Origin of the sequence: Acinetobacter gyllenbergii (genome assembly GCF_001682515.1) — a bacterium.
GTDB classification, from domain to species: domain Bacteria; phylum Pseudomonadota; class Gammaproteobacteria; order Pseudomonadales; family Moraxellaceae; genus Acinetobacter; species Acinetobacter gyllenbergii.
In genome coordinates, this window is the sequence record NZ_KV575269.1 from 1 (window position 1) to 21,388 (window position 21,388).

The following is a 21,388-nucleotide window of genomic DNA, read 5'->3' on the forward strand; positions in this document are numbered from 1 at the left end:
GTTCATAGCACGACCTTCTTTAGTTTTGTTGTCAGCAATCGGTTGATCCCAAGCGAAACCTTGAGTTGTCAAACGAGTTGCATTCACGTTGTATTCATTTACAAGTGCAGATTTAACAGAGTTAGCACGAGCCAAAGATAAACGTTCGTTCAACTTACGTGGACCAGTGTTATCTGTGTGACCTTCAATACGAGCTGTCGCATTCGGGTATTCAGCTAACTTCTCAGCAACCTTAGCAATTTCAGACTTGTATTGTGGTTTGATGTCAGACTTGTTCGTATCGAAGAATACGCGAAGTTCCATGTTAAGATCTTCAGTTAACTCTTGTGGTTGTGGAGCAACTGGAGTTGGTTCAACTGGAGCAACTTCTACAACTGGAGCAGCTGGCTTCAAGTGACCACCAAGAACTACGTTCAAACCAGCAAGCGCTGTATAGTTCCAGAAGTCTTCATCGATGTTATAAGTACCACGAGCTTCTGTACGAAGAGATAAAGCATCATTTAAGCGCCAGAAAGCACCAAAACCAGCATTACCTAAAGTACCTTCTTCTTTCAAGCCGCGACCAGCACGTCCGAATTCAGCAGCAGTAGCATCATCAAATTTGTATTTGTAATGACCAGCACCTAACAATACATATGGCTTGATTTTGCTGTCATAGTTTTTAGTGATCAAATCAGAAGTAACGTAGAAGTTACCATTGATTTGTTGTTGCTTATATTCAGCATTAGCAACAGTACCGTCAACATCACCTTTCACTTGGTTATATTCTGCTTCAAAACCTAACCATGGAGTTAATTCGATACCTAAAGCAGCACCAACAAATAAATCATCCTGAAGCTCAGGACCATTTGTTAGATGCTTATCACCATTATTGTGTTTAGTGTCTTGGAATGTGTAACCAAGCATTAATGGAGTTACTGTTACGCCCGCATTCGCAGCAGCTAACGGAGCAGCAACAAGCATAGCAAGTGCAATACGACTCAATTTCATGGATATCCTCCAGAGATAACAATTGTTTGTTGTGTAAGATCAGCCTATGGTTTTTCGCCCTGAGAACAGCGATGTTCTGCAGTATTATTTTTTCAGCTATTCACTTCACTTTGAATCATACAAACACTTGATCAATTTTCCAAGTGCTTGATAACTTTAACCTCGCAAATTATTGACAAAATTTCTTACAATTTCCGTTGTAGTTCAGTAAATTTTTAATTCCCATAAGATATCTGAATCGATTATTGTTCAGGGGCTTTTGCTTTAGTTTATTTTAATTTATTTTTTAGCAAAAATTAGCATAAAGATCGTGTTTTCACTTAACGCACTGTTAATAAAAAAATTAATAAAAATAGATAGGTAAAATATGTTTAAATCTTTTGGTTTCACTTTAATCGAGTTAATCATCACCTTAGGTGTTTTAGCAATTTTAAGCATCATTGCACTTCCTTATTTTCGTGAGACAATGATTGCAAATGAAGTAAAATTCCTCAAAAGAACTCTCACAATTCACATACAAAAAGCAAAAACGGATGCACAGCTTTATCATAAAAATGTGATGCTGTGCCCAAGTTTGGATTTTGAGAACTGCGACACAGATTGGAATAAGGGTTTTATTGGATTTATTGATACTAATCGAAATAGCCAACGCGATCCGAACGAAATACTACTTTTTATTGTTCCCCTGAATCATAAATATGGTCGCCTCAGTTTTAAGTCCTTTGGGCGAAGTCCCAACTCTCTTGTTTTTCAAGCTGAGAATGGCCTCCCCTTTGCCTCGAATGGCAGCTTTATCTACTGTTCCGAGTCCCCTCAGTACCATACTAAAATTGTCTTGAGCCGTATGGGCAATATTCGTTTTGAAAAGTTATCCAGTTGCTAAAAACTCTTCAGTCTAGCCTAAAATAAGTAAAACCCTTTATTCCAATCCTTTTTTTACTATACTGCTTAAGTTTGGAACATTTTTATAAATTATAAGTGTGGAGACACATCATGACTGATATCGTAATCGTTAATGGCGCTCGTACAGCAATGGGCGGCTTCCAAGGTGCATTATCTGGTGTTACAGCGCCAGAATTAGGTGCAGTTACCATTAAAGAAGCAATTGCCCGTTCTGGCCTGCAACCGACTGATGTAGAAGAAGTAATCATGGGTTGTGTTTTACCAGCAGGATTAAAACAAGGTCCTGCACGCCAAGCAATGCGTAAGGCTGGCTTACCGGACTCTACAGGTGCAGTGACCATTAACAAGCTTTGTGGTTCAGGCATGAAAGCTGTGATGCAAGCAGCAGACATGATTAAAGCCGGTAGTGCAGAGATCGTGGTTGCAGGTGGTATGGAATCAATGACCAATGCGCCATATGTTTTGCCGAAAGCACGTGCTGGTTACCGTATGGGTCATGGTGAAATTAAGGATCATATGTTCCTTGATGGTCTTGAAGATGCTGAAACAGGTCGCTTAATGGGATCATTTGCCCAAGACATGGCAAATAAACGCAGTTATACCCGTGAACAGATGGATGATTTCGCCATCCGTTCTTTGCAACGTGCACAGAAAGCGATTACTGAAGGATACTTTAAAGATGAAATCGTTCCTGTAACAGTTTCTACTCGCAAAGGTGATGTCGTTGTTGATCAAGATGAGCAGCCATTAAGTGCAAAAATTGACAAGATCCCATCATTAAAACCAGCATTTGCAAAAGATGGCACCATCACTGCTGCGAACGCAAGTTCAATTTCTGATGGCGCATCAGCGTTGGTCTTAACCTCAAGTGAAGTTGCTGCACAACGTGGTTTAAAACCATTGGCAAAAATTCTTGCGACTGCCTCTAACTCTCAACATCCTTCTGAATTTACCATTGCCCCTGTTGGTGCAATTGAAAAAGTATTGAAAAAAGCGGGTTGGGATGCGCAAGACGTCGATCTATGGGAAATCAACGAAGCCTTTGCCATGGTGACTATGTGTCCTATCGATGACTTCAAATTAGATGCAGAGAAAGTCAATATCAATGGTGGTGCTTGTGCATTGGGCCACCCTGTTGGTTCTACAGGTTCTCGTATCATCCTGACGCTAATTCATGCGCTTAAACGTACTGGCGGTAAAAAAGGTGTTGCAGCGTTGTGTATCGGTGGTGGTGAAGCGACAGCGGTTGCGATTGAATTAATCTAAGCCTTGTTAACGTAATAAAAATCCTGCTTGATGCAGGATTTTTATTTTTTGGATTACAAAAAATAATGCACCTATAGTCAAAATATCGATAAGTTATGCTGTGTATAAAAAAACAACAAGGAGTCCCATATGCAACTTAATCATTATCTAAATTTTAAAGGACAAACAGAACAAGCATTCAATTTTTATAAATCTGTGTTTGGTGGAGAATTTGCCATGCTCAGCCGTTATGGCGATATGCCACCTACTGAAGGTGTCAGTCTTTCAGAAGCAGATAAAAACTTGGTTTTACATGTTTCCCTACCCATCAATGAATTTACTGTATTGATGGCTTCGGATGTGAATGATCAATTCTGCGCTCAAAATAGTATATTCACACCAGGTAATAACCACTATATTTCAATTAATCTTGATCCAGATGAACAAGACGAAGCGCAACGACTCTTTAATGCTTTATCTGCAAATGGCCAAATTGAGATGCCCTTAGAAAAAACCTTCTGGGGTGCGCTCTATGGCGCTTTCACGGATCAGTTTGGGATTAAATGGATGATCAATTGTCAGTTAGATGGGTAATTGCTTGTATATAATGCCGCCATATAAACTTTATATGACGGCATTATACCCCTAAATATTTTCTAATATCTTCTTTACCCCAACATCTTCGAAAATCTCAGGATATTTTTGAGTAAAAGCAGGCAAATGCTGTTTCATTTCATTTTTCTGAGGTATGGTCCATCTTGGTGGATAAATTTCATAACTTAGAAATTGTAGCCGCCATCGTAAATTATAGGAAAAATTCTGCTGATCATTTTCAGTTTGTATATATTTTTGTTGAGTAACAAACCAATACAATTGGTCCCATAAACTATAGCCTTGAGTTAGATCTAATCTCTGCTGCAACGACAAATTTTCTTTGACCAAACATAAATATTGTTTGAGTTCATCCAAAGTTGGCTGAGCATCACTATATATTTTTGCTTTAATAAATTGATAAGGCAATAATATTTGTTTAGTTAATTGAATGTATTCTAAAAATTGAAGCAGATTAATCTGCTTCTGTTTCAAGGCAAATAGGACTAATGCATTTGCAATCTGTTTGGATTCAATTTTACCAACAATCTCAAAAAGATGAGATGACTCTCCTTTGTATAACACCCATTGATAAACCCGCTTTTTCAACTGTTGTTGATCCAAGCTATCAACAGAATGTTGAGAAAAATACTTTTCAAAGTCAAATTGGTGTTGCCTTAAAGCAAAATATGCATAATCCATAACTGCTAAAAAAGGACTATGCCAGAGGTAAATCAAATCATCTGTTGTTAAAAATTTTCTTTGATATAAAACATCAAATAAATGATATTGCACATCTCTAAGTCTCGATGCTTTAAGCTCGACCCTAATATCCTGATTAGATTGATGTTGAATAAAATGATCAAGCCAAAACTTGCGAACCATTTGGTCTTTCGCTGCTTTACATAACTCAATCAAACAATCCCGTTCAATCCATTTGTATTTATTGATATAGAGCAATAACATACGAGGCAACTTACCTTGTACTGAAATCAAGGTTTCTTGCAAATAAGCTGTATTATTGGCCACTTCTTGCAACAATAAAGTTTCAATTTCAGGAACAACACGCATGCGTTGTTGTATTGCCGCAATATCTAAAAAATAATCAATACAAAGCTGACTAAACTCAGACCTTTTGCTCCAACGTCGAAAGTGTGCAGCCGCTAATTGCTGGTTAATCGGTACATAATCACTTAAGCGAAATAATAAAGCAGGAAAAAGCTCAACCTCATAACAGTCTTGTAATGTTTCTAATGTCTGTTGACGTGTATATCCATCATAACTTCTAAGCTGCCAAAGCAACTCATCCAAATGATTCTGTTTAGAGTTTGCATTGCTTGTTTTTGCTACATTTACATCACAATCTTGTTCTTCAAATCCTTCAACAGCAGGTTTTTTTAATACTTCAACTGTATTTATATATTGCTCAGATGAGCCAAATATCTTTTTTAAAAATTTAAACATGTTCTTTCTAAATCAGAGAATTCATTTTTATAACAAATTATGAAATAGCTGTCATGCCCTGCCCCCAATTAAACATCAATGCAGCACAGGTAAAAGAAATAATATATAAAACTAGAGCAATACCTTGATCAAGCTTATTGACCAGTCTATTACCCTTTGCCGAGTAAAATGTCGAAAGTACATCCGTTGCGATCGCAAAGAGTAACTACCCCAGGATTTATTTTTAAAATAAGGTTCAACTTTTTATTCTTCAATTGAGTTGCTAAAAGCATGACTCATAAAAAAGCTGAACCATGGTTCAGCTTTTTTCTTTCAATCGGCTTATGCGCCAGTTTGATAACTTGCTTGTGGCACTGCGGTCGATGCTTGATAAGGATTGGTAAAATCCTGAAGCCCAGCAGCAGCTTCATGAATATCCTTACCTTCTTTCACCACAAATGTATCAAAGCCAGAACGTTTTAAATAGTTTAAAACATCCTTGAAGATATCGCCGACTGCGCGTAACTCACCTTGATACCCTTGGCGACGTAATAAGGCCGCAAATGAATAACCACGACCATCATTAAAACCAGCAAATTCAATAAAAATGGCATCAAGCTCATTCAATGGAAATTGATGGGTTTCAGGTGAATCATTCACAGTAATGTAAAGCGCCTTTTTGCCTTGTACATGTGCCAATTGATCCAACTGTTCAGTTGTCACAACCACATCACCTTGTGGAATCACGCCATCTTCAGCAATGACTTGATACGTATTGTCAGCAATTGTGCCATCTTTAGAGAGCACTTGTAGCGTTGTATTAAGCATAAGCACGCTCCTTAAATGGTTGAATACCAACACGGCGATAGGTATCGATAAAACGCTCACCTTCTGTACGTAAGTCAAGGTACGTATTCAAGATTTCATCAATCACATCTGGCACAACTTCAGCTGCAAAAGAAGGCCCTAAGATATCACCGAGTGATGCATCATGATCGGCATGACCACCTAAAGTGATTTGATAGAATTCCGCACCTTTCTTATCGACACCCAGAATACCGATATTTCCGACATGGTGATGACCACAGGCATTCATACAACCCGAAATGTTCAGATCAAGTTCACCCAAGTTATAAATGGTGTCTAGGTCATCAAAACGACGGCTGATCGCTTCTGAAATTGGAATCGATTTGGCATTGGCCAATGAACAGAAATCACCACCCGGACAGCAGATAATATCGGTAATAAAGCCAATATGTGCACGTGCCATGTCGCTGTGTTCAAGCGTTTGCCACAATTCAAATAGATCTTTCTGCGGCACATCGACCAATGAAATGTTTTGTTCGTGCGTGGTACGGAACTCACCGAACGTATATTTATCGGCCAAATCCGCAATTAAGTTCATTTCTTCACTAGTGACATCGCCTGGTGCAATACCTGCACGTTTCAAAGAAATCGTAACGATACGATAACCTTTCACTTTATGCGCATTGGTATTGACGTTAAACCACTGTTTGAATTTTGGATGTGCAGCGAATAAGTCGGTAAAGTCCTGATCTTCTAACTCTTGATAATCAAATGGCGTAAATTCTTCATCCAATTTTTTCAAGATTTCAGGCTGAATCTTCAATGTTTCACGCGTGTGCTCAAATTCAGCTTCCACTTTTTGTGCAAACACTTCTGGTGTTAATGCTTTCACCAAAATTTTGATACGCGCTTTATATTTGTTATCACGACGGCCATGTAAGTTATAAACACGTAAGGTCGCTTCTAAATAAGCAATTAAATCTTCGCGTGGTAAAAACTCACGGATCACGCTACCAATAATCGGGGTACGGCCGAGACCACCACCCACCATGATTTTATAGCCCATTTCACCGACATCATTACGTACCAGATAGACACCGATATCGTGAAATGCTGTTGCAGCACGGTCTTTTTCTTCTAAAGCCGATACCGCGATTTTAAACTTACGTGGTAAGAAGGCAAATTCAGGGTGGAAGGTACTCCACTGACGAATCAATTCACAGGTCGGACGTGGGTCCGCAATCTCACCAGCAACCACACCTGCAAACTGGTCAGTCGTTGTATTACGGATACAGTTACCCGAGGTTTGTACGGCATGCATTTGTACCGTTGCTAGCTCAGCAAGGATATCTGGTACATTTTCCAATGCTGGCCAGTTCAACTGAATATTTTGACGGGTTGAAACGTGGGCATAACCACGATCGTACTCTGTCGCAATTTCAGCAATTTTTCTGAGTTGTTTAGTATTCATCAAGCCATACGGCACAGCGATACGGAGCATAGGTGCATAACGTTGCACGTACAGACCATTTTGTAAGCGTAATGGACGATATTCGTCTTCTGTTAATTTTCCAGCTAAATAGCGTTCTGTTTGATCGCGAAACTGAGCAACACGTTGGTTAATCAGTTGTTGATCGAAATCCGTATATAAATACATGGCGTATGGCTAGTCATTCATTATAAAGGCGACTAGCATAGCGAGCTTTCATTCATCAACAAAATGCTTTTTTTGCATATTTAATAACGGTTTTATTGATAAGCCTATCTAGTTGCCACAAAAAGAAAAAGCCCAGACCAATCTGAGCTTTTTCAATCGTTTTCTAAATGAAATTAGTTCTTATCTGGCAATGCGTATGCCACAAGATAATCACCCATTTTAGTACCGAATGAACCATGTCCACCAGCCATAATCACCACATATTGTTTGCCATTGGCTTCATAAGTCATTGGTGTTGCTTGTCCACCCGCAGGTAAACGTGCTTCCCACAACTTATCACCATTTGAAACATTAAAGGCACGGATGTAATTGTCTTGTGTCGCACCGACAAACATCACATTACCCGCAGTTGAGATCGAGCCACCTAAACCTGGCACACCAATTTTCACTGGTGGTAATTGGAATAAGGTTGGCAAGCTGTCACGAATGGTACCAATACGTTTTTTCCAGACCACTTCATGTGTTTTTAAATCCACACCAGCAACAAAGCCCCAACCCGGTTGTTTACATGGTAAACCTAATGGAGATAGGAACGGACTGATATCAACACCATATGGCGTACCATACATCGGTTGCATGCCCTGCTCAGTACCTGCACCACGTGCTACAGGTTGACGGTTTGGATCTGCTGGAATTAAACGACTCACGAATGGCAAACCAATCGGGTTCATCACCGCAACTTGACGATCTGCATTCACAGACATACCGCCCCATTCAAACACACCCAAGTTTCCAGGGAAAACTAAAGTACCATTTTCAGAAGGTGGTGTATAAATACCGTCATAGTTCAAACTCTTAAATTTCACACGACACATTAACTGGTCAAACATAGTGGCACCCCACATGTCTTTATCAGTCAATTTATCTTTCGGTGCTAAATCAAAGTCAGAGAATGGTTGAGTTTTTGAGTAGAACTCACCTTTGGTTTGTGGTCCCCATTTCACCGTTTGTGGAACAGGTTTTTCTGTAATCGGCACAATCGGCTGACCATTACGACGATCTAAAACAAAGGCATTGCCTGTTTTAGTCAATACATAAATCGCTGGAACCGTTTGACCTGATTTATCTTGAATATCTGCCAATGAAGGTTGTGATGGTACGTCCATATCCCACAAATCGTGATGTGTAGTTTGGAAGTGCCATACCAGTTTACCCGTGGTTGCATTGATCGCCAGCATTGAATTGGCATAACGCTCTTTTAACTCTGTACGATCTCCACCCCAGATATCTGGTGTACCTACGCCTGTTGGAACATAGACGATATCGAGTTTAGAGTCATAGGCAAGCGGCGCCCATGCATTTGGTGAGTTATGTACAAACTGCGTGTCTTGACCTGGCATTGCATTTGGATCCGCTGCGCCTGTATCAAACACCCACAATAATTTACCGGTGTTCACGTCATAACCACGAATCACACCTGATGGCTCTTTATTCGAATGGTTATCGGTCACTGAACCCGCGATCACGACCGTTGTACCTGATACTACACCTGGTGAGGTTGGGTTATAACCGCCTGGATAAGCATATGGCATGAACTCTTGTAAATTTACTTCACCATTTTGACCAAAGTCAGAACATGCTTTACCTGTATCTGCATTGACAGCTACTAAACGGCCATCATTGACAGGTACGAACACTTTACGAGGACACTCGGTTGAGCTGGATTTTTTCGCCTGTAAGCTGGTTGCAAATTCAGTCGTGTTAGCTGCATCGTAGTACATCACACCACGGCAGGTTAAATGCTGGAAGGTTTTATCAGTTTTGAGTTTTGGATCAAAACGCCATTTTTCCTTACCCGTTGCAGGGTCAATCGAAATCAAATGTTGATGCGGCGTACACATAAACATGTTATTGCCGATTTTGATTGGCGTGACCTGATTCGTGGTTTCGCCTGAGTCATTTTCAGTTCGGAAATCACCCGTGCGTAATGTCCAAGCCACTTTCAGATCTTTCACGTTTTTATCGTTGATCTGAGTGAGTGGAGAATAACGCTCTCCCCCCTGACTACGACCATATGCAGGCCAATCTTCAGGGGCAATGCCATCCACTGCTTTCGCTTGTGCTGGCTGTGGCGTTTGAATGACACCATTAATTTCTTGTGGATCATTAAAGATCGAGTAGACCATCACCACAATTGCAATAGCTAAAGTCGATGACAGTGCCACTTTACTTGAAGTGAGGTTATCAATCCCACGTGTCACCGCTGGAATCAGCAACCACAAACCTAGAATACCGAGGATATCAAGGCGTGGCGCCAGTGCCCAGAAGTCAGTCCCAACTTCCCAAACACCCCAAACCACACTGCCTAACATCAACGCCGCATAGACCCATAATGGACCAGAGGCACGTTTATAGAGTTGTACTGCCACGATCAGCAACAGTACACCTGCGATCACATAATAAAAAGACCCGCCAATCGCTGCGAGCCAGATACCGCCAACAAGCAAGAACAATGCAATGAGGGCGATAATCACCACCGTCAAGGTTCTAAGCCCAGATTTTGAAGCAGATTGATTCATAAGATCACCTTGCATCTTTTATATTTTGGATCCACTAAAAAGATGATTTATCTATTCAATGGTCGAGTTCAAATCACAATAACAATCTTGCAGATATCGCCCATCATCTGGACTGCATCTGCAAAACTGCCCGAGTATCGAAATTAGAAAATGGTTTGGAACTTAATCCCGCCAACCCAAGTCTTATCGCCATCCTTCAATGCGCCAACATGGTGGACATATTGAATATTTGGACGAACCGTCAACCAGTTGGTGGCATGAATGCCGTAGTACAACTCAGTGTTATATTCTTCATCCAACAGACTGTTGTTTTTATCATTGGCATGAATACGAGCAACACCTATAGCCAGTTCATCTTGAGGACGTTGGTCCAATAAACCTTTATAGACTAAACCGACATTTTGCATGTCTTTGATGGCATTGGTTTTCGAATCATGTACCGTCACATTGACAAAGCCTGTCAGACCTCGATCTGATTGACCGTCATGACGAGTGAGCTGCTGCTTCGCAGTAAACCAGCCGCCTTGTTTATGTCCAGTTTTGGCAGGATTCTCAATTTCTGCGGCATCAGCTGTGCTGTAATAATAACCAAAGCGGTATTCACCAGGCAGAGACAATGCGCCTAATTTAGGATTCCAGACCACTTCTGCAGGAATAATCGCACCACGTGAACCATCGGTACTCAGGTTAAAACCTTTGCCACGTTGCAAGTTTTCAGGGTTATATTCATACGCCCCGATTTGTGCATATAGGTCTGGCTGCAAGTTATATTTAACACGCAATGCCCATTGGCTCACAGGCCAGTTGTACCATTGGTCACCGACCCAGTTACCGACCTGAGAACCGCATAGCGACAAGTTCTGGAAGTCACAGTCAAAGCTGTTGAAATCTTCACCTTCACCAAAACGACCGACTTTAATATCTAAGGCTTGATCTAAAAATTTCTTTTTGATCCAAAGGTCTGTTAGACGCCATGTTTGACCACGCCCCCAAACTTCCTGTACCGAACTTTGGTGACCTTGTAAGCCATCTGCAGTTTGTGACAAAGACTGACCATCACGATATGTCACCGTGATTTGTGCCTCTGTATCTTGCCAACCTAAAATTTTATTTAGGTCGAAGTGAGTACCTAAAGCCAATTGTCCAGTAAATTCACTGCCATGGCTTGAGTGTTGTTTAGAATCTAAAACCCCTGCGAATTCACCTGTGTAATCAGCAGAAAATTTGTAACCCTGTTCTTGCAACGCAGTGCGTTGACCGTTCCAATCACCAAACAGCCATTGACCATTTGGGTCAAATGCGGAAGAAGCTGCTTGAGTATGTTGTGTGAAAAGACTCAATGATAGAACGGATAAACAAGAAACAATCAAAGATTTAGAGATTGTCATGTTTACGTAACCTTTTATGTTATTGTGTATAAAAGGTTACTCTTATTTTTAAATTACAACTTATTCAAAATGTTAACAATCTGTACAATATTTTAACAATCAGTGATTAGTCGCACATATTTTCTACCATTTACCTTCACCCAAGCCCTGACCAATAAAGGCATACTTCATTTGTGAGCGAGAAAATTTAATTGGACAGGCCAACTGAGACTCAGTTTGTGCTGCATTTTCCGATACAGGTACGTCAACCACCCAGCCCCGTTGCTGCGCCATCGGTGAGACTAAAGCCTCGTCTAGGCTTAAAACAGGTTCTACACAGATATCCAAGCTTTGGAACAAGTGTTGCCATGCTGCAAAATCTTGGGTTTTGAACTTTTCTTGCAACGCCTGTTTTACGGTTTGGCGATCTTCAGGATCAAACGAGGTGCCTTTAGCAAGCAGTACAGGTAATTCTAAAGCTGCGGCTAAGCCTGCCATAAATTGTGGCTCTAGGCTTCCGACCGAGAAATAACGTCCATCTTTAGTTTGATAGTAATCATAGAAGCTTGCACCATTCAGCATGCCAGCCTCAGGTGCTTGTGGCGTTTGTCCTGCTAGACTAGCTGAAGCCGCCATACTATTCAGACTGGCCACACAATCAGTCATGGAAATATCAATATATTGCCCAAGACCACTGCGTTGACGTTCAACCACGGCAGCAAGAATACCAATCACTGCATGTAAGGAACCACCTGCCACATCAGCAATTTGAATACCTAAGGGCGGTGGCCCACCATCCTGACGACCGCTATGTCCAGAAACACCTGCCAGTGCCAAATAATTAATGTCATGTCCTGCCCGATCTTTATACGTGCCAGTCTGACCATAACCTGTAATTGAACAGTAGATTAAACGTGGGTTAATCTCGGCCAACGTTTCATAGTCCAAACCTAAACGGCGCATCACATCGGGACGAAACTGTTCCAGCACAATATCAAACTCAGAGATTTTATTTTTGATCAGCTCAATATTACTTGCATCTTTAAGATCAAGTGCAATCGACTGCTTATTTCGATTCAGATAACTATGCGCAGTGGCCTGACCATTGGCATAGGGTGGCATAATCCTTACCAGATCGGGACGCGTCGGAGATTCAACATGGATAACTTCTGCACCCATGTCCGCAAGGTACATACTGGCAAATGGTCCTGGTAATAAAGTCGAAAAATCGAGGACTTTCAATCCCTTTAGTGCAGATGGCATAATATTTTTTACTCAATTTGTTCAAATTTTCTTTTATACTAGGTGTGGATAAACACAAAAACAATGTCATGTTCAGCCATTTACCTTGATAGTTTCGGCAATTTAACATGTATACAAGGCGCAATTATTTTTCTTGTCAATTGCCATAGGGCTTGTTAATTGATCATATATATGTTGCGTTGTTGGCAAAAATTTTATTAGACGAGGCATGAAACGACAGGAATGACAATTCATTTCCGAGTTTTATAACGGTGTATGAGGAAATTTTTGTTACAACCCTACGGGACAAAGGCATTTTTTGATGCTACTGCGTTATGTCATGCTCATTTAGAAGTACTAAATTTCACAAGCCACGCCTTGTACCATCTAAAAAATGTCTATTGCCGCAGCTATATCTGATCAACTAACAAGCCCTTTTTATTTTAGACGGTTATTTAGGTCAATTATCGTGAATAGTAAAGAAACTGAAGGATTCAATATGAGCCGTGATACGATCAGCATCCACTTCGTGAATGCGGCTTTAACAGGTGTTAAACGCCTAGGCATGGACGTTGAAACGTTACTTTCACATGTCGGCATAGAGGCTGAATTACTGCGCCAACCGAAGGCTCGAATCTCTCCAGAGCAGTACACCCGTTTTGTAAAAATGTTATGGATGGTTACCCAAGACGAACACGTGGGCTTCGATGTACAGCCACGTCGCTTGGGTACATTTGCGATCATGTGCCAATTGATCATCCACTCAAAAACACTTGGACAAGCACTGGAACTCTCCTCTCAATTCTACAAACTGTTTGGAGATGAATGGTCTGTGAGCTTGGAACGTGACAAGCATGAAGCCCGTTTAGTACCGCATATTCCTAAAGCTTTAGATCCTGATCATTTCATTACTGAAAGTATGCTGATGATCTGGCATGGTCTTGCTTCATGGTTAATTGAACGTCGCCTACCTTTAGAGCGTGTGCATTTTGGTTATGAGCGTCCAAATCATGCTGATGAATATGATGCATTGTTCTTTGCACCTGTGATGCAATTCGATGCGCCACGAACCGAAATTACATTTGCAGCGGATTATCTAGACCTCCCAATCCGTCAAGATGAAAAAACTTTAGAAGAGTTCTTAAAAGCAGCACCTGCACAATTATTAGTGAAGTTCAAAAATACCAACTCATTGACTTCACGCATTCGCGATGTATTAAAGAGCCAGATTGGCGAAGAAATGCCAACGCTCAACGATGTGGCAGCAATGTTGTATTTATCGCCACAAACTTTACGTCGTCGTTTGGCTGCCGAAGGTAAAAGCTATCAAGGTGTTAAGGATGCCTTACGTCGTGATGCGGCGATTCATTTATTGTTGACTCCTAATCTCACTCTTGAAGATGTAGCACAGCAAGTCGGCTTTAGTGAAACCAGTACTTTCCACCGTGCCTTTAAAAAATGGACAGGTGTTACCCCTGGTCTATATCGCCAATTACACGGTCATCACAACTAAGAGTTTCAATGCAGTGTTTAACGTTATGTCGTTGAACACTGCAATTTAAATATGCTAATAATTAAGCAGACCTCTACAATTTGCTTGAATAACAATGATCATTAAAGAAGCTGACTTCTCTCACCCACAAGTTCAAAATTTGATTCATATCCATTTGCATGGCCTGCATCAAAACACTCCACTTGAACATAGTTTTGCTTTAGACCTCAGCAGTCTGCAACAAGAGTCAATTAGCGTCTATACCTTATGGAACGATGATGAATTACTGGGCTGTGGTGCAATTCAAGAACTGACATCCGACCATGCAGAACTCAAATCTATGCGGACTCATCCCGACCATTTGCGCCAAGGTGTCGCAAAGCAGTTGCTGGAGTATTTACTAAAAGTTGCTCAAGAGCGTCAATATCAACGAGTCAGTTTAGAAACGGGAAAAGACGTTCACTTTGATGCAGCAATCAAACTTTATAAGAAGTTTGGCTTTGTTCAAGGTGCAGCTTTCGCAGAATATACCGAATCAGCCTATAACCAATTCTTTCATTTAGATTTATCAAAGGAGTCCATAAACGCAAACTTGAGATGATCTAGTTATTGAATAGCCATTGCTCAATGCCTTTTGGATAAACAGGAGATTGAGTGAGTTTTATTTGTTCTTGACTCAACCACTGTGCGATATAGCGATATCCATTGGTTTCATTACCCTGTATTTCTTGCTTATTGTACACATCCGAATCGACAAATTTGGCATCATATATAAACACAATTTCATGGCCTTGCTGCCCATCAAAGCGAAATAGATTTTCCAACACACAGATAAGTTTTGGCTGTGTTATCTGCTGCTGAATTTCCTCTTCGACTTCTCGTTCTATTGCCTGCACAGAAGTTTCTCCAAACTCAACGCCACCACCAATTGGTCTGAAAAAATATTCGTCCTTGTTGGGATCATACGCTTTTGCAAGTAAGACCTTGTCATTGTGGCGAAATAGGCATAACGCTTTGGCGCGAATAGATGTCATTGTTTAGCCTTAATCTGCTGTAAAAACTCAGCTGCTTGTTTCGGGGAGCTTAAATGAACAAATCGAATTTGCTGGTATTGGGGATCATTCATCATCGTCAAATACTTTTTCCGATTTTTAGCATGATGACTAATCATCCATAAAATAATCGAATCTTTAGACAGAAAACTGCTCTTAAAACTTTCTCGATTATTCGAATTCGCCCACAATCTTTTTTGCGTTACTGCTCGACTGATCGCCCGTTTCACTGAGCGATACAGATTCAAGGAAAAGGAATAATCTAACCAAATAATCGTATCAACATATCTCAGCTTCAAATCCTGCGTTCGAGAATAATTACCATCAAGCACCCATCCAGCAGTAGCTTGCTCCATTTGAGCTTGTAATTTAGCAAAAAATTCCTGATCAGGTGTTTCCTGCCAATCATCCAACCAAAACAAATCATCCATTTCAATATGCGCCACAGCCAGCTTTTGAGCAAGCTGACGAGCAAAAGTGGTTTTCCCTGAAGCAGATGTTCCGACAACATTAATAAATTTCATCACTCCCCCCCCCTGATTGTATAACACATGATTTTACTTACACTGATGATGAGTATTTATAAGTGTAGACTTTCTAAAAAACGTCTGGTTTGCGTTGGTGTGGTTAAACGAATAAACCGAATATGCTGATAGTCTGGATGTTGCATCATGGCTAAATATCGCTGCTTATTTTGCGGATATTTCTGCAACATCCACAGAAAGATCGATTTCTTGGAGAACATCATTTTCCAACTCTCTCTGTTGTTTGAATCTTCCCATAATCGTTCTCGACTCAAAGCCCGCCATAAGGTTCGTTTTGTCAGTCGATATAAATTGATCGAAAATGAATAATCCAACCAGATCACCGTATCGACCTCAGACCAAATCCTATCGATACTACGCGTATACAGATTATCAATCACCCAACCTGCGGGTGCCGCGTCCATGCTTGATTTAAGCTTGCCAAAAAAATCATCATTCGGTGACTCCTGCCAGTCATCCAACCATAGTAAATTATCCAGTTCGATGTATTGTAATTGTTGTTTTTGCGCCAACTGTCGGGCAAGCGTCGATTTACCTGAGCCCGTGGTACCAATAATATTAATAAATTTCATTTGTTATTAGCACAATAAAAAGGCATGTGAGTTTATACAACTTGCATCAGCTTGTGAATCCGCAGACGCAAGTTGCAAATCAATTACTTATCTCTTGCGGCTTGAATAAGTTTCGCAGCATTTTCTCCAGTCACTTGCCAAGTGAGGCAACGCACGCTGCCACCCATTGGACAAACACTTTCAGCATTTACAGGAATAACCTTTTTACTGGTATTTTGCTTGATAATCGTGAGTGCTTTTTGGTCATGTGGCATATTAAAAGTTGGCACATAAATATTGTGAGGTGTGACTGTTGCATTTAAATTCACACCACAGGCCGATTCAAAACCTTCCCACTGCCCTTTTGGATTGGTCTTATATTCAACAGGTACTTCCACAATTTTTGCAGTTGGAAATGACGCTTTTAACTCCTTCATTACGGTGGTTCTAAATGATGGTGTTTTTGAATAGTCATTCACAAGCAAAGTATTTTTATCTACCCAACTAACCATGCCATCGGAATGTGCCAGCACTTCTTCATCTGGCTCTAGAATGGCAACTTCAGTTGCACCCAACGTGGCTTTTAACTCTTGTTTGGCCTCGTTATAACTAAGCTCATTATCTTCCATAAACCGTGTGGTAGTAATCACACGACCCGCATAGTCATCAACTAGGTTACCCCCATCTAGCATCAAATCAGTTTTGGCTCTTTGAATTTGATAACGGTCAGCAAATTGGCTAAAACTTTTTTGCACATCTTTACTTTGTTTCTGCGTCATCGACGCCCAAGTATAGGTAAATTGCACGGGCTGCATTGGATTAACCGTGGTGAAGTCGCGCATCCAGATATCACGCACATCATCCACCAGTAAAATGTCTTCTGGCACTTTGCCGGTGAAATACGGTTTGGTGTCTTTATCGACCACAATCACCACATTATCATTGCCCAAAATGGACTTGGCGTAATCAATTTGGAAATCGACAATCCGTTGAAAAGCAGACTTGTAATAAGGATCGTGTACAGAAGGCGCAGACAACACCAACAACATTTTGTCATCAGCAACTTGATTGGAATAGGTTTGACTCATCTTGTTTTTATCCTGCTTTGCTGTGCTGTTTTCAACATCCCGTCCAGATGTATCGCATCCAAAAAGTGACAAGATCAATGCCATCGCTGCATAGTGACGCTTGGTTTTTATCATGTGGTTTTGCCCATCATTTCTATCTCTCATTTTCAAGCACTAGTCTAATCGAAGACCCTGCCAGACATATTCAAAAGACACCAAAATTAACGATTGCCGATATTTCCAACTCCATTGGCGAAAAACATCAAACTTGTCAATGTTTATCATCATTGCACTGACATTTAAATTGAGTACACTCGATAAACAACAATTTTAAGGTGATACAAGGAAAACCTATGAGCGAGGCCTACATTATTGATGCCATTCGCACGCCACGCGGAAAAGGAAAAAAAGATGGCTCACTGCATGAAGTTAAACCCATTACTTTACTGACATCATTACTGAATGAATTACAACAACGTCACCAACTAGACACCTCAAAAGTCGATGACATCGTTTTAGGTTGTGTCACTCCAATTGCAGATCAAGGTGGCGATATTGCCAAAACCGCTGCGATTGCCGCAGGGTGGAATGATGATGTAGCAGGTGTGCAAATCAACCGTTTCTGTGCGTCTGGCTTAGAAGCCGTCAATTTGGCAGCACAAAAAGTCCGTTCAGGTTGGGAAGATGTCGTGGTTGCAGGTGGTGTGGAATCCATGTCACGTATCCCAATGGGTTCTGATGGTGGCCCTTGGGCACTTGATCCTGAAACCAACTTAAAATCTTCTTTTGTACCACAAGGTGTTGGTGCAGACCTCATTGCTACTTTAGATGGCTATAGCCGCGAAGATGTTGATGCATTTGCCGTCGGCTCACAACAAAAAGCAGCGGCAGCACAAGCCAACGGTTATTTCGATAAATCCGTTGTGCCTGTTAAAGATCATTCAGGTGTACTGATCTTAGAAAAAGATGAATTTATTCGAGGTGCGACCACAGTTGAAGGCTTGGCAAAACTCAATGCCAGCTTTGAAATGATGGGACAAATGGGCTTCGATGCAGTTGCTCTACAAAAGTATCCAGAAGCGCAAAAAATTAACCATGTACATCATGCGGGTAACTCATCAGGTATCGTCGATGGTGCAGCGGTGGTGTTATTGGCTTCAGAAAAAGCCGTCAAAGAACAAGGCTTAAAACCACGTGCCAAAGTATTGGCAACCGCATTGGTGGGTACAGACCCGACCATCATGCTGACAGGTCCTGCACCTGCTGCACGTAAAGCCTTGGCCAAAGCTGGCTTAACGATTGATGATATTGACCTATTTGAAGTCAATGAAGCATTTGCGGCCGTGGTGATGCGTTTTATCAATGAACTCAACGTTCCAGCCGAGAAAGTCAACGTCAATGGCGGTGCCATTGCCATGGGTCATCCATTGGGTGCGACTGGCGCGATGATTTTAGGCACTTTGCTGGATGAATTAGAGCGTCAAGGTAAAAAACGTGGCTTGGCTACATTATGTGTTGGTGGTGGAATGGGGATCGCCACCATTATTGAGTTGGTGTGAGGAGAACAACATGAGCGCTATTAAATACGAAAAAAACGCTGACAATATTGTAATTCTTACCCTTGATTCATCGGGTCAATCTGCCAATACCATGAATGCAGAATTCCGTGATTCACTCAATGACGTCAGCCAAAAGCTTAAAGCAGAAACCGATCTAAAAGGTATTATTTTCCGTTCTGCCAAGAAAACCTTCTTTGCAGGCGGTGACTTGGATGAGCTGATTCAAGTACAACCTGAACATGCCACTGAATTCTTCAAAATGATTGAAGAGCTCAAAGGTGACTTACGTGCGATTGAAACTTTAGGTGTGCCTGTTGTTGCTGCCTTAAATGGTACGGCACTGGGTGGTGGTTGGGAAATTGCATTGGGCTGTCACTACCGTATTGCCATCAATGATCCAAAAACCAAATTTGGTTTGCCTGAGGTCACTTTAGGCTTACTGCCAGGCGGTGGTGGTATCGTGCGTATGGTACGTTTGCTTGGCTTACAAAATGCATTTCCATTCTTGATGGAAGGTAAGCAGTTTGGCGTGGATAAAGCAAAATCGCTCGGCTTAGTTCATGACACCGCTGAAAATGAACAAGAGCTGTTAGACAAGGCGATTGCTTGGGTCAAAGCCAATCCGAAATCGCAACAACCTTTTGATGTCAAAGGCTACAAAATTCCAGGCGGCGATCCAAAAACGCCTGCGGTGGCACAAGTGCTTGCAATTGCCCCTGCGATGCTGCGTGACAAAACCAAAGGCTGTTACCCTGCGCCTGAAGCGATCATGGCGGCTGCGGTTGAAGGTGCGCAGGTTGATGTTGATACCGCTTTACGTATCGAATCACGTTACTTTACTCAACTCACAGTCGGTCAGATTTCTAAGAATATGATCGGTACTTTTTGGCATGGTCTCAATGCAATTAAGTCTGGTGCAAGTCGCCCTGCGGATGTTGCAAAATGGCAAGCGACTAAAGTCGGTGTGTTAGGTGCAGGGATGATGGGTGCAGGCATTGCCTATTCAACTGCAATCAAAGGCATTCCTGTCGTCCTCAAAGATGTTTCAGTTGAAAATGCAGAGAAAGGTAAAGCTTACTCACAAAAACTTCTCGATAAGCGTGTTTCTCAAGGGCGTATGAGCGCTGAGAAACGTGACCAAGTGCTGGCACTGATTACCGCAACAGCTGATGCAGCTGACTTGCAAGGCTGTGACCTAATCATCGAAGCAGTATTTGAGAACCAAGATTTAAAAGCCAAAGTGACCCAAGAAGCTGAACAATATTTGGCAGAAGGTGGAATCTTTGCATCGAATACCTCTACCCTACCCATCACTGGTTTGGCGACGGCGAGTAAAGATGCTCAAACGTTCATTGGACTACATTTCTTTAGTCCAGTCGATAAAATGCAGTTGGTTGAAATTATCAAAGGTAAACAGACCTCTGCTGATACATTGGCGAAGGCCTACGACTTTGTTCAGCAAATTGCCAAAATCCCAATTGTTGTGAATGACAGCCGCGGCTTCTTTACCAGTCGCGTATTTGGTACTTTCATCCAAGAAGGAATGCGTTTACTCGCAGAAGGTGTACACCCTGCCAAAATCGAAATGGCAGCATTGAAAGCAGGTATGCCTGTTGGTCCACTGGCGATTCAGGATGAAGTGTCTTTAACGTTGACTGAGCATGTTGCTGGGGAAACCCGTAAAGCCTTGCAAGCAGAAGGTAAAGATTTGCCAAAAACCCCTGTGGATGAAGTGGTATATACCATGATTCATGAGCTGAACCGTAAAGGCAAAGCAGCAGGTGCAGGTTTCTATGACTATCCTGAAAATGGTAAAAAACATTTATGGGATGGGCTCAGTCGCTGGCAGAAAGAGAACAACATTTCTGAACAAGACATGATTGATCGTTTCCTGTTTGTGCAGGCACTGGATACGTTACGCTGCTATGAAGAAGGTGTTTTAGAATCTGTGATTGATGCCAATGTCGGTTCAATTTTTGGAATTGGCTTTGCCCCTTGGACAGGCGGTGCCATTCAATTCCTGAATCAGAATGGTATTCAAGAATCCTTGCAACGTGCTGAGCAACTGGCGGCACAATATGGTGAACGTTTCACACCACCAAAGTTATTGAGAGAAAAAGCACAGCAAAATACTGTGATTCAATAATCTTGATTTAGCCAAGCCGATTAAGGCCCGTATGGAACTCCTTGTCTGTACGGGCTTTTTCATATGTTCGACAAAATCACAGCAAATCATCTGAGTAATGCATCACAATTTATGCTATAAGTTTAGTAATTCTGCTTTATTTTTTTGCATCA

Annotated in this window: 18 protein-coding genes and 1 pseudogene; 7 read left to right on the forward strand and 12 right to left on the reverse strand. The window is 41.4% G+C overall.

Annotation, left to right across the window (positions count from 1 at the left end; translation table 11 throughout):
* Positions 1-990 (reverse strand): outer membrane protein Omp38 (gene omp38, locus NG55_RS17120; RefSeq protein ID WP_065343922.1); only part of this gene is annotated, 990 nt, incomplete at its 3' end.
* 367 nt (positions 991-1,357) lie between these two features.
* On the opposite strand from omp38, the gene NG55_RS17125 reads away from it, so the two are divergent.
* The 3 genes from NG55_RS17125 (at position 1,358) to NG55_RS17135 (ending at position 3,732) form a co-directional block, all read left to right on the forward strand.
* Entirely contained in the window at positions 1,358-1,873 is a 516-nt protein-coding gene (locus NG55_RS17125; RefSeq protein WP_065343923.1) for a GspH/FimT family pseudopilin, read from the forward strand.
* Between the two features lie 110 nt (positions 1,874-1,983).
* Positions 1,984-3,159 carry a thiolase family protein gene (locus NG55_RS17130; RefSeq protein ID WP_016540616.1) on the forward strand — a complete coding sequence of 392 codons (1,176 nt, stop codon included), beginning with the start codon at positions 1,984-1,986 and terminating at the stop codon, positions 3,157-3,159.
* A gap of 129 nt (positions 3,160-3,288) precedes the next feature.
* On the forward strand, positions 3,289-3,732 hold the full coding sequence (locus NG55_RS17135) for a VOC family protein (RefSeq protein WP_065343924.1): 444 nt from the start codon (positions 3,289-3,291) through the stop codon (positions 3,730-3,732).
* A 51-nt stretch (positions 3,733-3,783) separates the two neighbouring features.
* Here NG55_RS17135 and NG55_RS17140 read toward each other — a convergent pair whose 3' ends face one another.
* The 7 genes and pseudogenes from NG55_RS17140 to NG55_RS17165 all read right to left on the reverse strand — a co-directional run bounded on the left by NG55_RS17140 (position 3,784) and on the right by NG55_RS17165 (position 12,845).
* The gene (locus tag NG55_RS17140; RefSeq protein WP_065343925.1) at positions 3,784-5,193 is read right to left on the reverse strand and encodes a hypothetical protein; all 1,410 of its coding nucleotides are present in this window, start codon (positions 5,191-5,193) and stop codon (positions 3,784-3,786) included.
* A gap of 58 nt (positions 5,194-5,251) precedes the next feature.
* Positions 5,252-5,465 (reverse strand): annotated as a pseudogene (locus NG55_RS20725) (hypothetical protein); the annotation flags it as partial.
* A 49-nt stretch (positions 5,466-5,514) separates the two neighbouring features.
* Entirely contained in the window at positions 5,515-6,000 is a 486-nt protein-coding gene (locus NG55_RS17145; protein ID WP_023271393.1) for a DUF934 domain-containing protein, read from the reverse strand.
* Complete coding sequence (locus tag NG55_RS17150) at positions 5,993-7,636, reverse strand: nitrite/sulfite reductase (protein ID WP_065343926.1); 1,644 nt, start codon at positions 7,634-7,636, stop codon at positions 5,993-5,995. Before NG55_RS17150 ends, NG55_RS17145 begins: the two co-directional genes overlap by 8 nt.
* Positions 7,637-7,809: 173 nt before the next feature.
* On the reverse strand, positions 7,810-10,215 hold the full coding sequence (locus tag NG55_RS17155; RefSeq protein WP_016540620.1) for a glucose/quinate/shikimate family membrane-bound PQQ-dependent dehydrogenase: 2,406 nt from the start codon (positions 10,213-10,215) through the stop codon (positions 7,810-7,812).
* Between the two features lie 143 nt (positions 10,216-10,358).
* Positions 10,359-11,582 carry a carbohydrate porin gene (locus NG55_RS17160; RefSeq protein WP_171258005.1) on the reverse strand — a complete coding sequence of 408 codons (1,224 nt, stop codon included), beginning with the start codon at positions 11,580-11,582 and terminating at the stop codon, positions 10,359-10,361.
* A gap of 144 nt (positions 11,583-11,726) precedes the next feature.
* Complete coding sequence (locus NG55_RS17165; RefSeq protein WP_023271390.1) at positions 11,727-12,845, reverse strand: CaiB/BaiF CoA transferase family protein; 1,119 nt, start codon at positions 12,843-12,845, stop codon at positions 11,727-11,729.
* A gap of 478 nt (positions 12,846-13,323) precedes the next feature.
* Here NG55_RS17165 and NG55_RS17170 point away from each other — a divergent pair, with 478 nt between their 5' ends.
* Both NG55_RS17170 and NG55_RS17175 read left to right on the forward strand, forming a co-directional pair.
* Positions 13,324-14,337 carry an AraC family transcriptional regulator gene (locus tag NG55_RS17170; RefSeq protein WP_004652394.1) on the forward strand — a complete coding sequence of 338 codons (1,014 nt, stop codon included), beginning with the start codon at positions 13,324-13,326 and terminating at the stop codon, positions 14,335-14,337.
* Between the two features lie 94 nt (positions 14,338-14,431).
* Entirely contained in the window at positions 14,432-14,917 is a 486-nt protein-coding gene (locus tag NG55_RS17175; RefSeq protein ID WP_065343928.1) for a GNAT family N-acetyltransferase, read from the forward strand.
* A gap of 1 nt (position 14,918) precedes the next feature.
* Here NG55_RS17175 and NG55_RS17180 read toward each other — a convergent pair whose 3' ends face one another.
* The 4 genes from NG55_RS17180 to NG55_RS17195 all read right to left on the reverse strand — a co-directional run bounded on the left by NG55_RS17180 (position 14,919) and on the right by NG55_RS17195 (position 17,666).
* Entirely contained in the window at positions 14,919-15,350 is a 432-nt protein-coding gene (locus NG55_RS17180) for an NUDIX hydrolase (protein WP_065343929.1), read from the reverse strand.
* Positions 15,347-15,892: a P-loop NTPase family protein gene (locus NG55_RS17185; protein WP_016540625.1), complete on the reverse strand. Its 546-nt coding sequence runs from the start codon at positions 15,890-15,892 to the stop codon at positions 15,347-15,349. The genes NG55_RS17180 and NG55_RS17185 overlap by 4 nt, the downstream gene beginning before the upstream one ends.
* Positions 15,893-15,948: 56 nt before the next feature.
* Positions 15,949-16,485 carry a P-loop NTPase family protein gene (locus tag NG55_RS17190; RefSeq protein ID WP_016540626.1) on the reverse strand — a complete coding sequence of 179 codons (537 nt, stop codon included), beginning with the start codon at positions 16,483-16,485 and terminating at the stop codon, positions 15,949-15,951.
* An 83-nt stretch (positions 16,486-16,568) separates the two neighbouring features.
* Complete coding sequence (locus tag NG55_RS17195; protein ID WP_065343930.1) at positions 16,569-17,666, reverse strand: agmatine deiminase family protein; 1,098 nt, start codon at positions 17,664-17,666, stop codon at positions 16,569-16,571.
* 218 nt (positions 17,667-17,884) lie between these two features.
* Here NG55_RS17195 and NG55_RS17200 point away from each other — a divergent pair, with 218 nt between their 5' ends.
* Together NG55_RS17200 and NG55_RS17205 are read left to right on the forward strand one after the other, a co-directional pair.
* Positions 17,885-19,090, forward strand: a complete 1,206-nt coding sequence (locus tag NG55_RS17200) for an acetyl-CoA C-acetyltransferase (protein WP_016540628.1) — start codon at positions 17,885-17,887, stop codon at positions 19,088-19,090.
* Positions 19,091-19,100: 10 nt separating this feature from the next.
* Positions 19,101-21,236 (forward strand): 3-hydroxyacyl-CoA dehydrogenase NAD-binding domain-containing protein, encoded by a 2,136-nt coding sequence (locus NG55_RS17205; RefSeq protein ID WP_065343931.1) that lies wholly within the window; start codon positions 19,101-19,103, stop codon positions 21,234-21,236.
* Positions 21,237-21,388: the final 152 nt, after the last annotated feature.

What these genes read in the sequence shown, in the direction of transcription:
- NG55_RS17195 (WP_065343930.1), bottom strand. Translation starts at nt 17,666, where the DNA reads ATGATAAAAACCAAGCGTCACTATGCAGCGATGGCATTGATCTTGTCA.
- NG55_RS17140 (WP_065343925.1), bottom strand. Translation starts at nt 5,193, where the DNA reads ATGTTTAAATTTTTAAAAAAGATATTTGGCTCATCTGAGCAATATATA.
- NG55_RS17175 (WP_065343928.1), top strand. Translation starts at nt 14,432, where the DNA reads ATGATCATTAAAGAAGCTGACTTCTCTCACCCACAAGTTCAAAATTTG.
- NG55_RS17205 (WP_065343931.1), top strand. Translation starts at nt 19,101, where the DNA reads ATGAGCGCTATTAAATACGAAAAAAACGCTGACAATATTGTAATTCTT.
- NG55_RS17200 (WP_016540628.1), top strand. Translation starts at nt 17,885, where the DNA reads ATGAGCGAGGCCTACATTATTGATGCCATTCGCACGCCACGCGGAAAA.
- NG55_RS17190 (WP_016540626.1), bottom strand. Translation starts at nt 16,485, where the DNA reads ATGAAATTTATTAATATTATTGGTACCACGGGCTCAGGTAAATCGACG.
- NG55_RS17150 (WP_065343926.1), bottom strand. Translation starts at nt 7,636, where the DNA reads ATGTATTTATATACGGATTTCGATCAACAACTGATTAACCAACGTGTT.
- NG55_RS17185 (WP_016540625.1), bottom strand. Translation starts at nt 15,892, where the DNA reads ATGAAATTTATTAATGTTGTCGGAACATCTGCTTCAGGGAAAACCACT.
- NG55_RS17155 (WP_016540620.1), bottom strand. Translation starts at nt 10,215, where the DNA reads ATGAATCAATCTGCTTCAAAATCTGGGCTTAGAACCTTGACGGTGGTG.
- NG55_RS17130 (WP_016540616.1), top strand. Translation starts at nt 1,984, where the DNA reads ATGACTGATATCGTAATCGTTAATGGCGCTCGTACAGCAATGGGCGGC.
- NG55_RS17180 (WP_065343929.1), bottom strand. Translation starts at nt 15,350, where the DNA reads ATGACATCTATTCGCGCCAAAGCGTTATGCCTATTTCGCCACAATGAC.
- NG55_RS17165 (WP_023271390.1), bottom strand. Translation starts at nt 12,845, where the DNA reads ATGCCATCTGCACTAAAGGGATTGAAAGTCCTCGATTTTTCGACTTTA.
- NG55_RS17145 (WP_023271393.1), bottom strand. Translation starts at nt 6,000, where the DNA reads ATGCTTAATACAACGCTACAAGTGCTCTCTAAAGATGGCACAATTGCT.
- NG55_RS17170 (WP_004652394.1), top strand. Translation starts at nt 13,324, where the DNA reads ATGAGCCGTGATACGATCAGCATCCACTTCGTGAATGCGGCTTTAACA.
- NG55_RS17125 (WP_065343923.1), top strand. Translation starts at nt 1,358, where the DNA reads ATGTTTAAATCTTTTGGTTTCACTTTAATCGAGTTAATCATCACCTTA.
- NG55_RS17135 (WP_065343924.1), top strand. Translation starts at nt 3,289, where the DNA reads ATGCAACTTAATCATTATCTAAATTTTAAAGGACAAACAGAACAAGCA.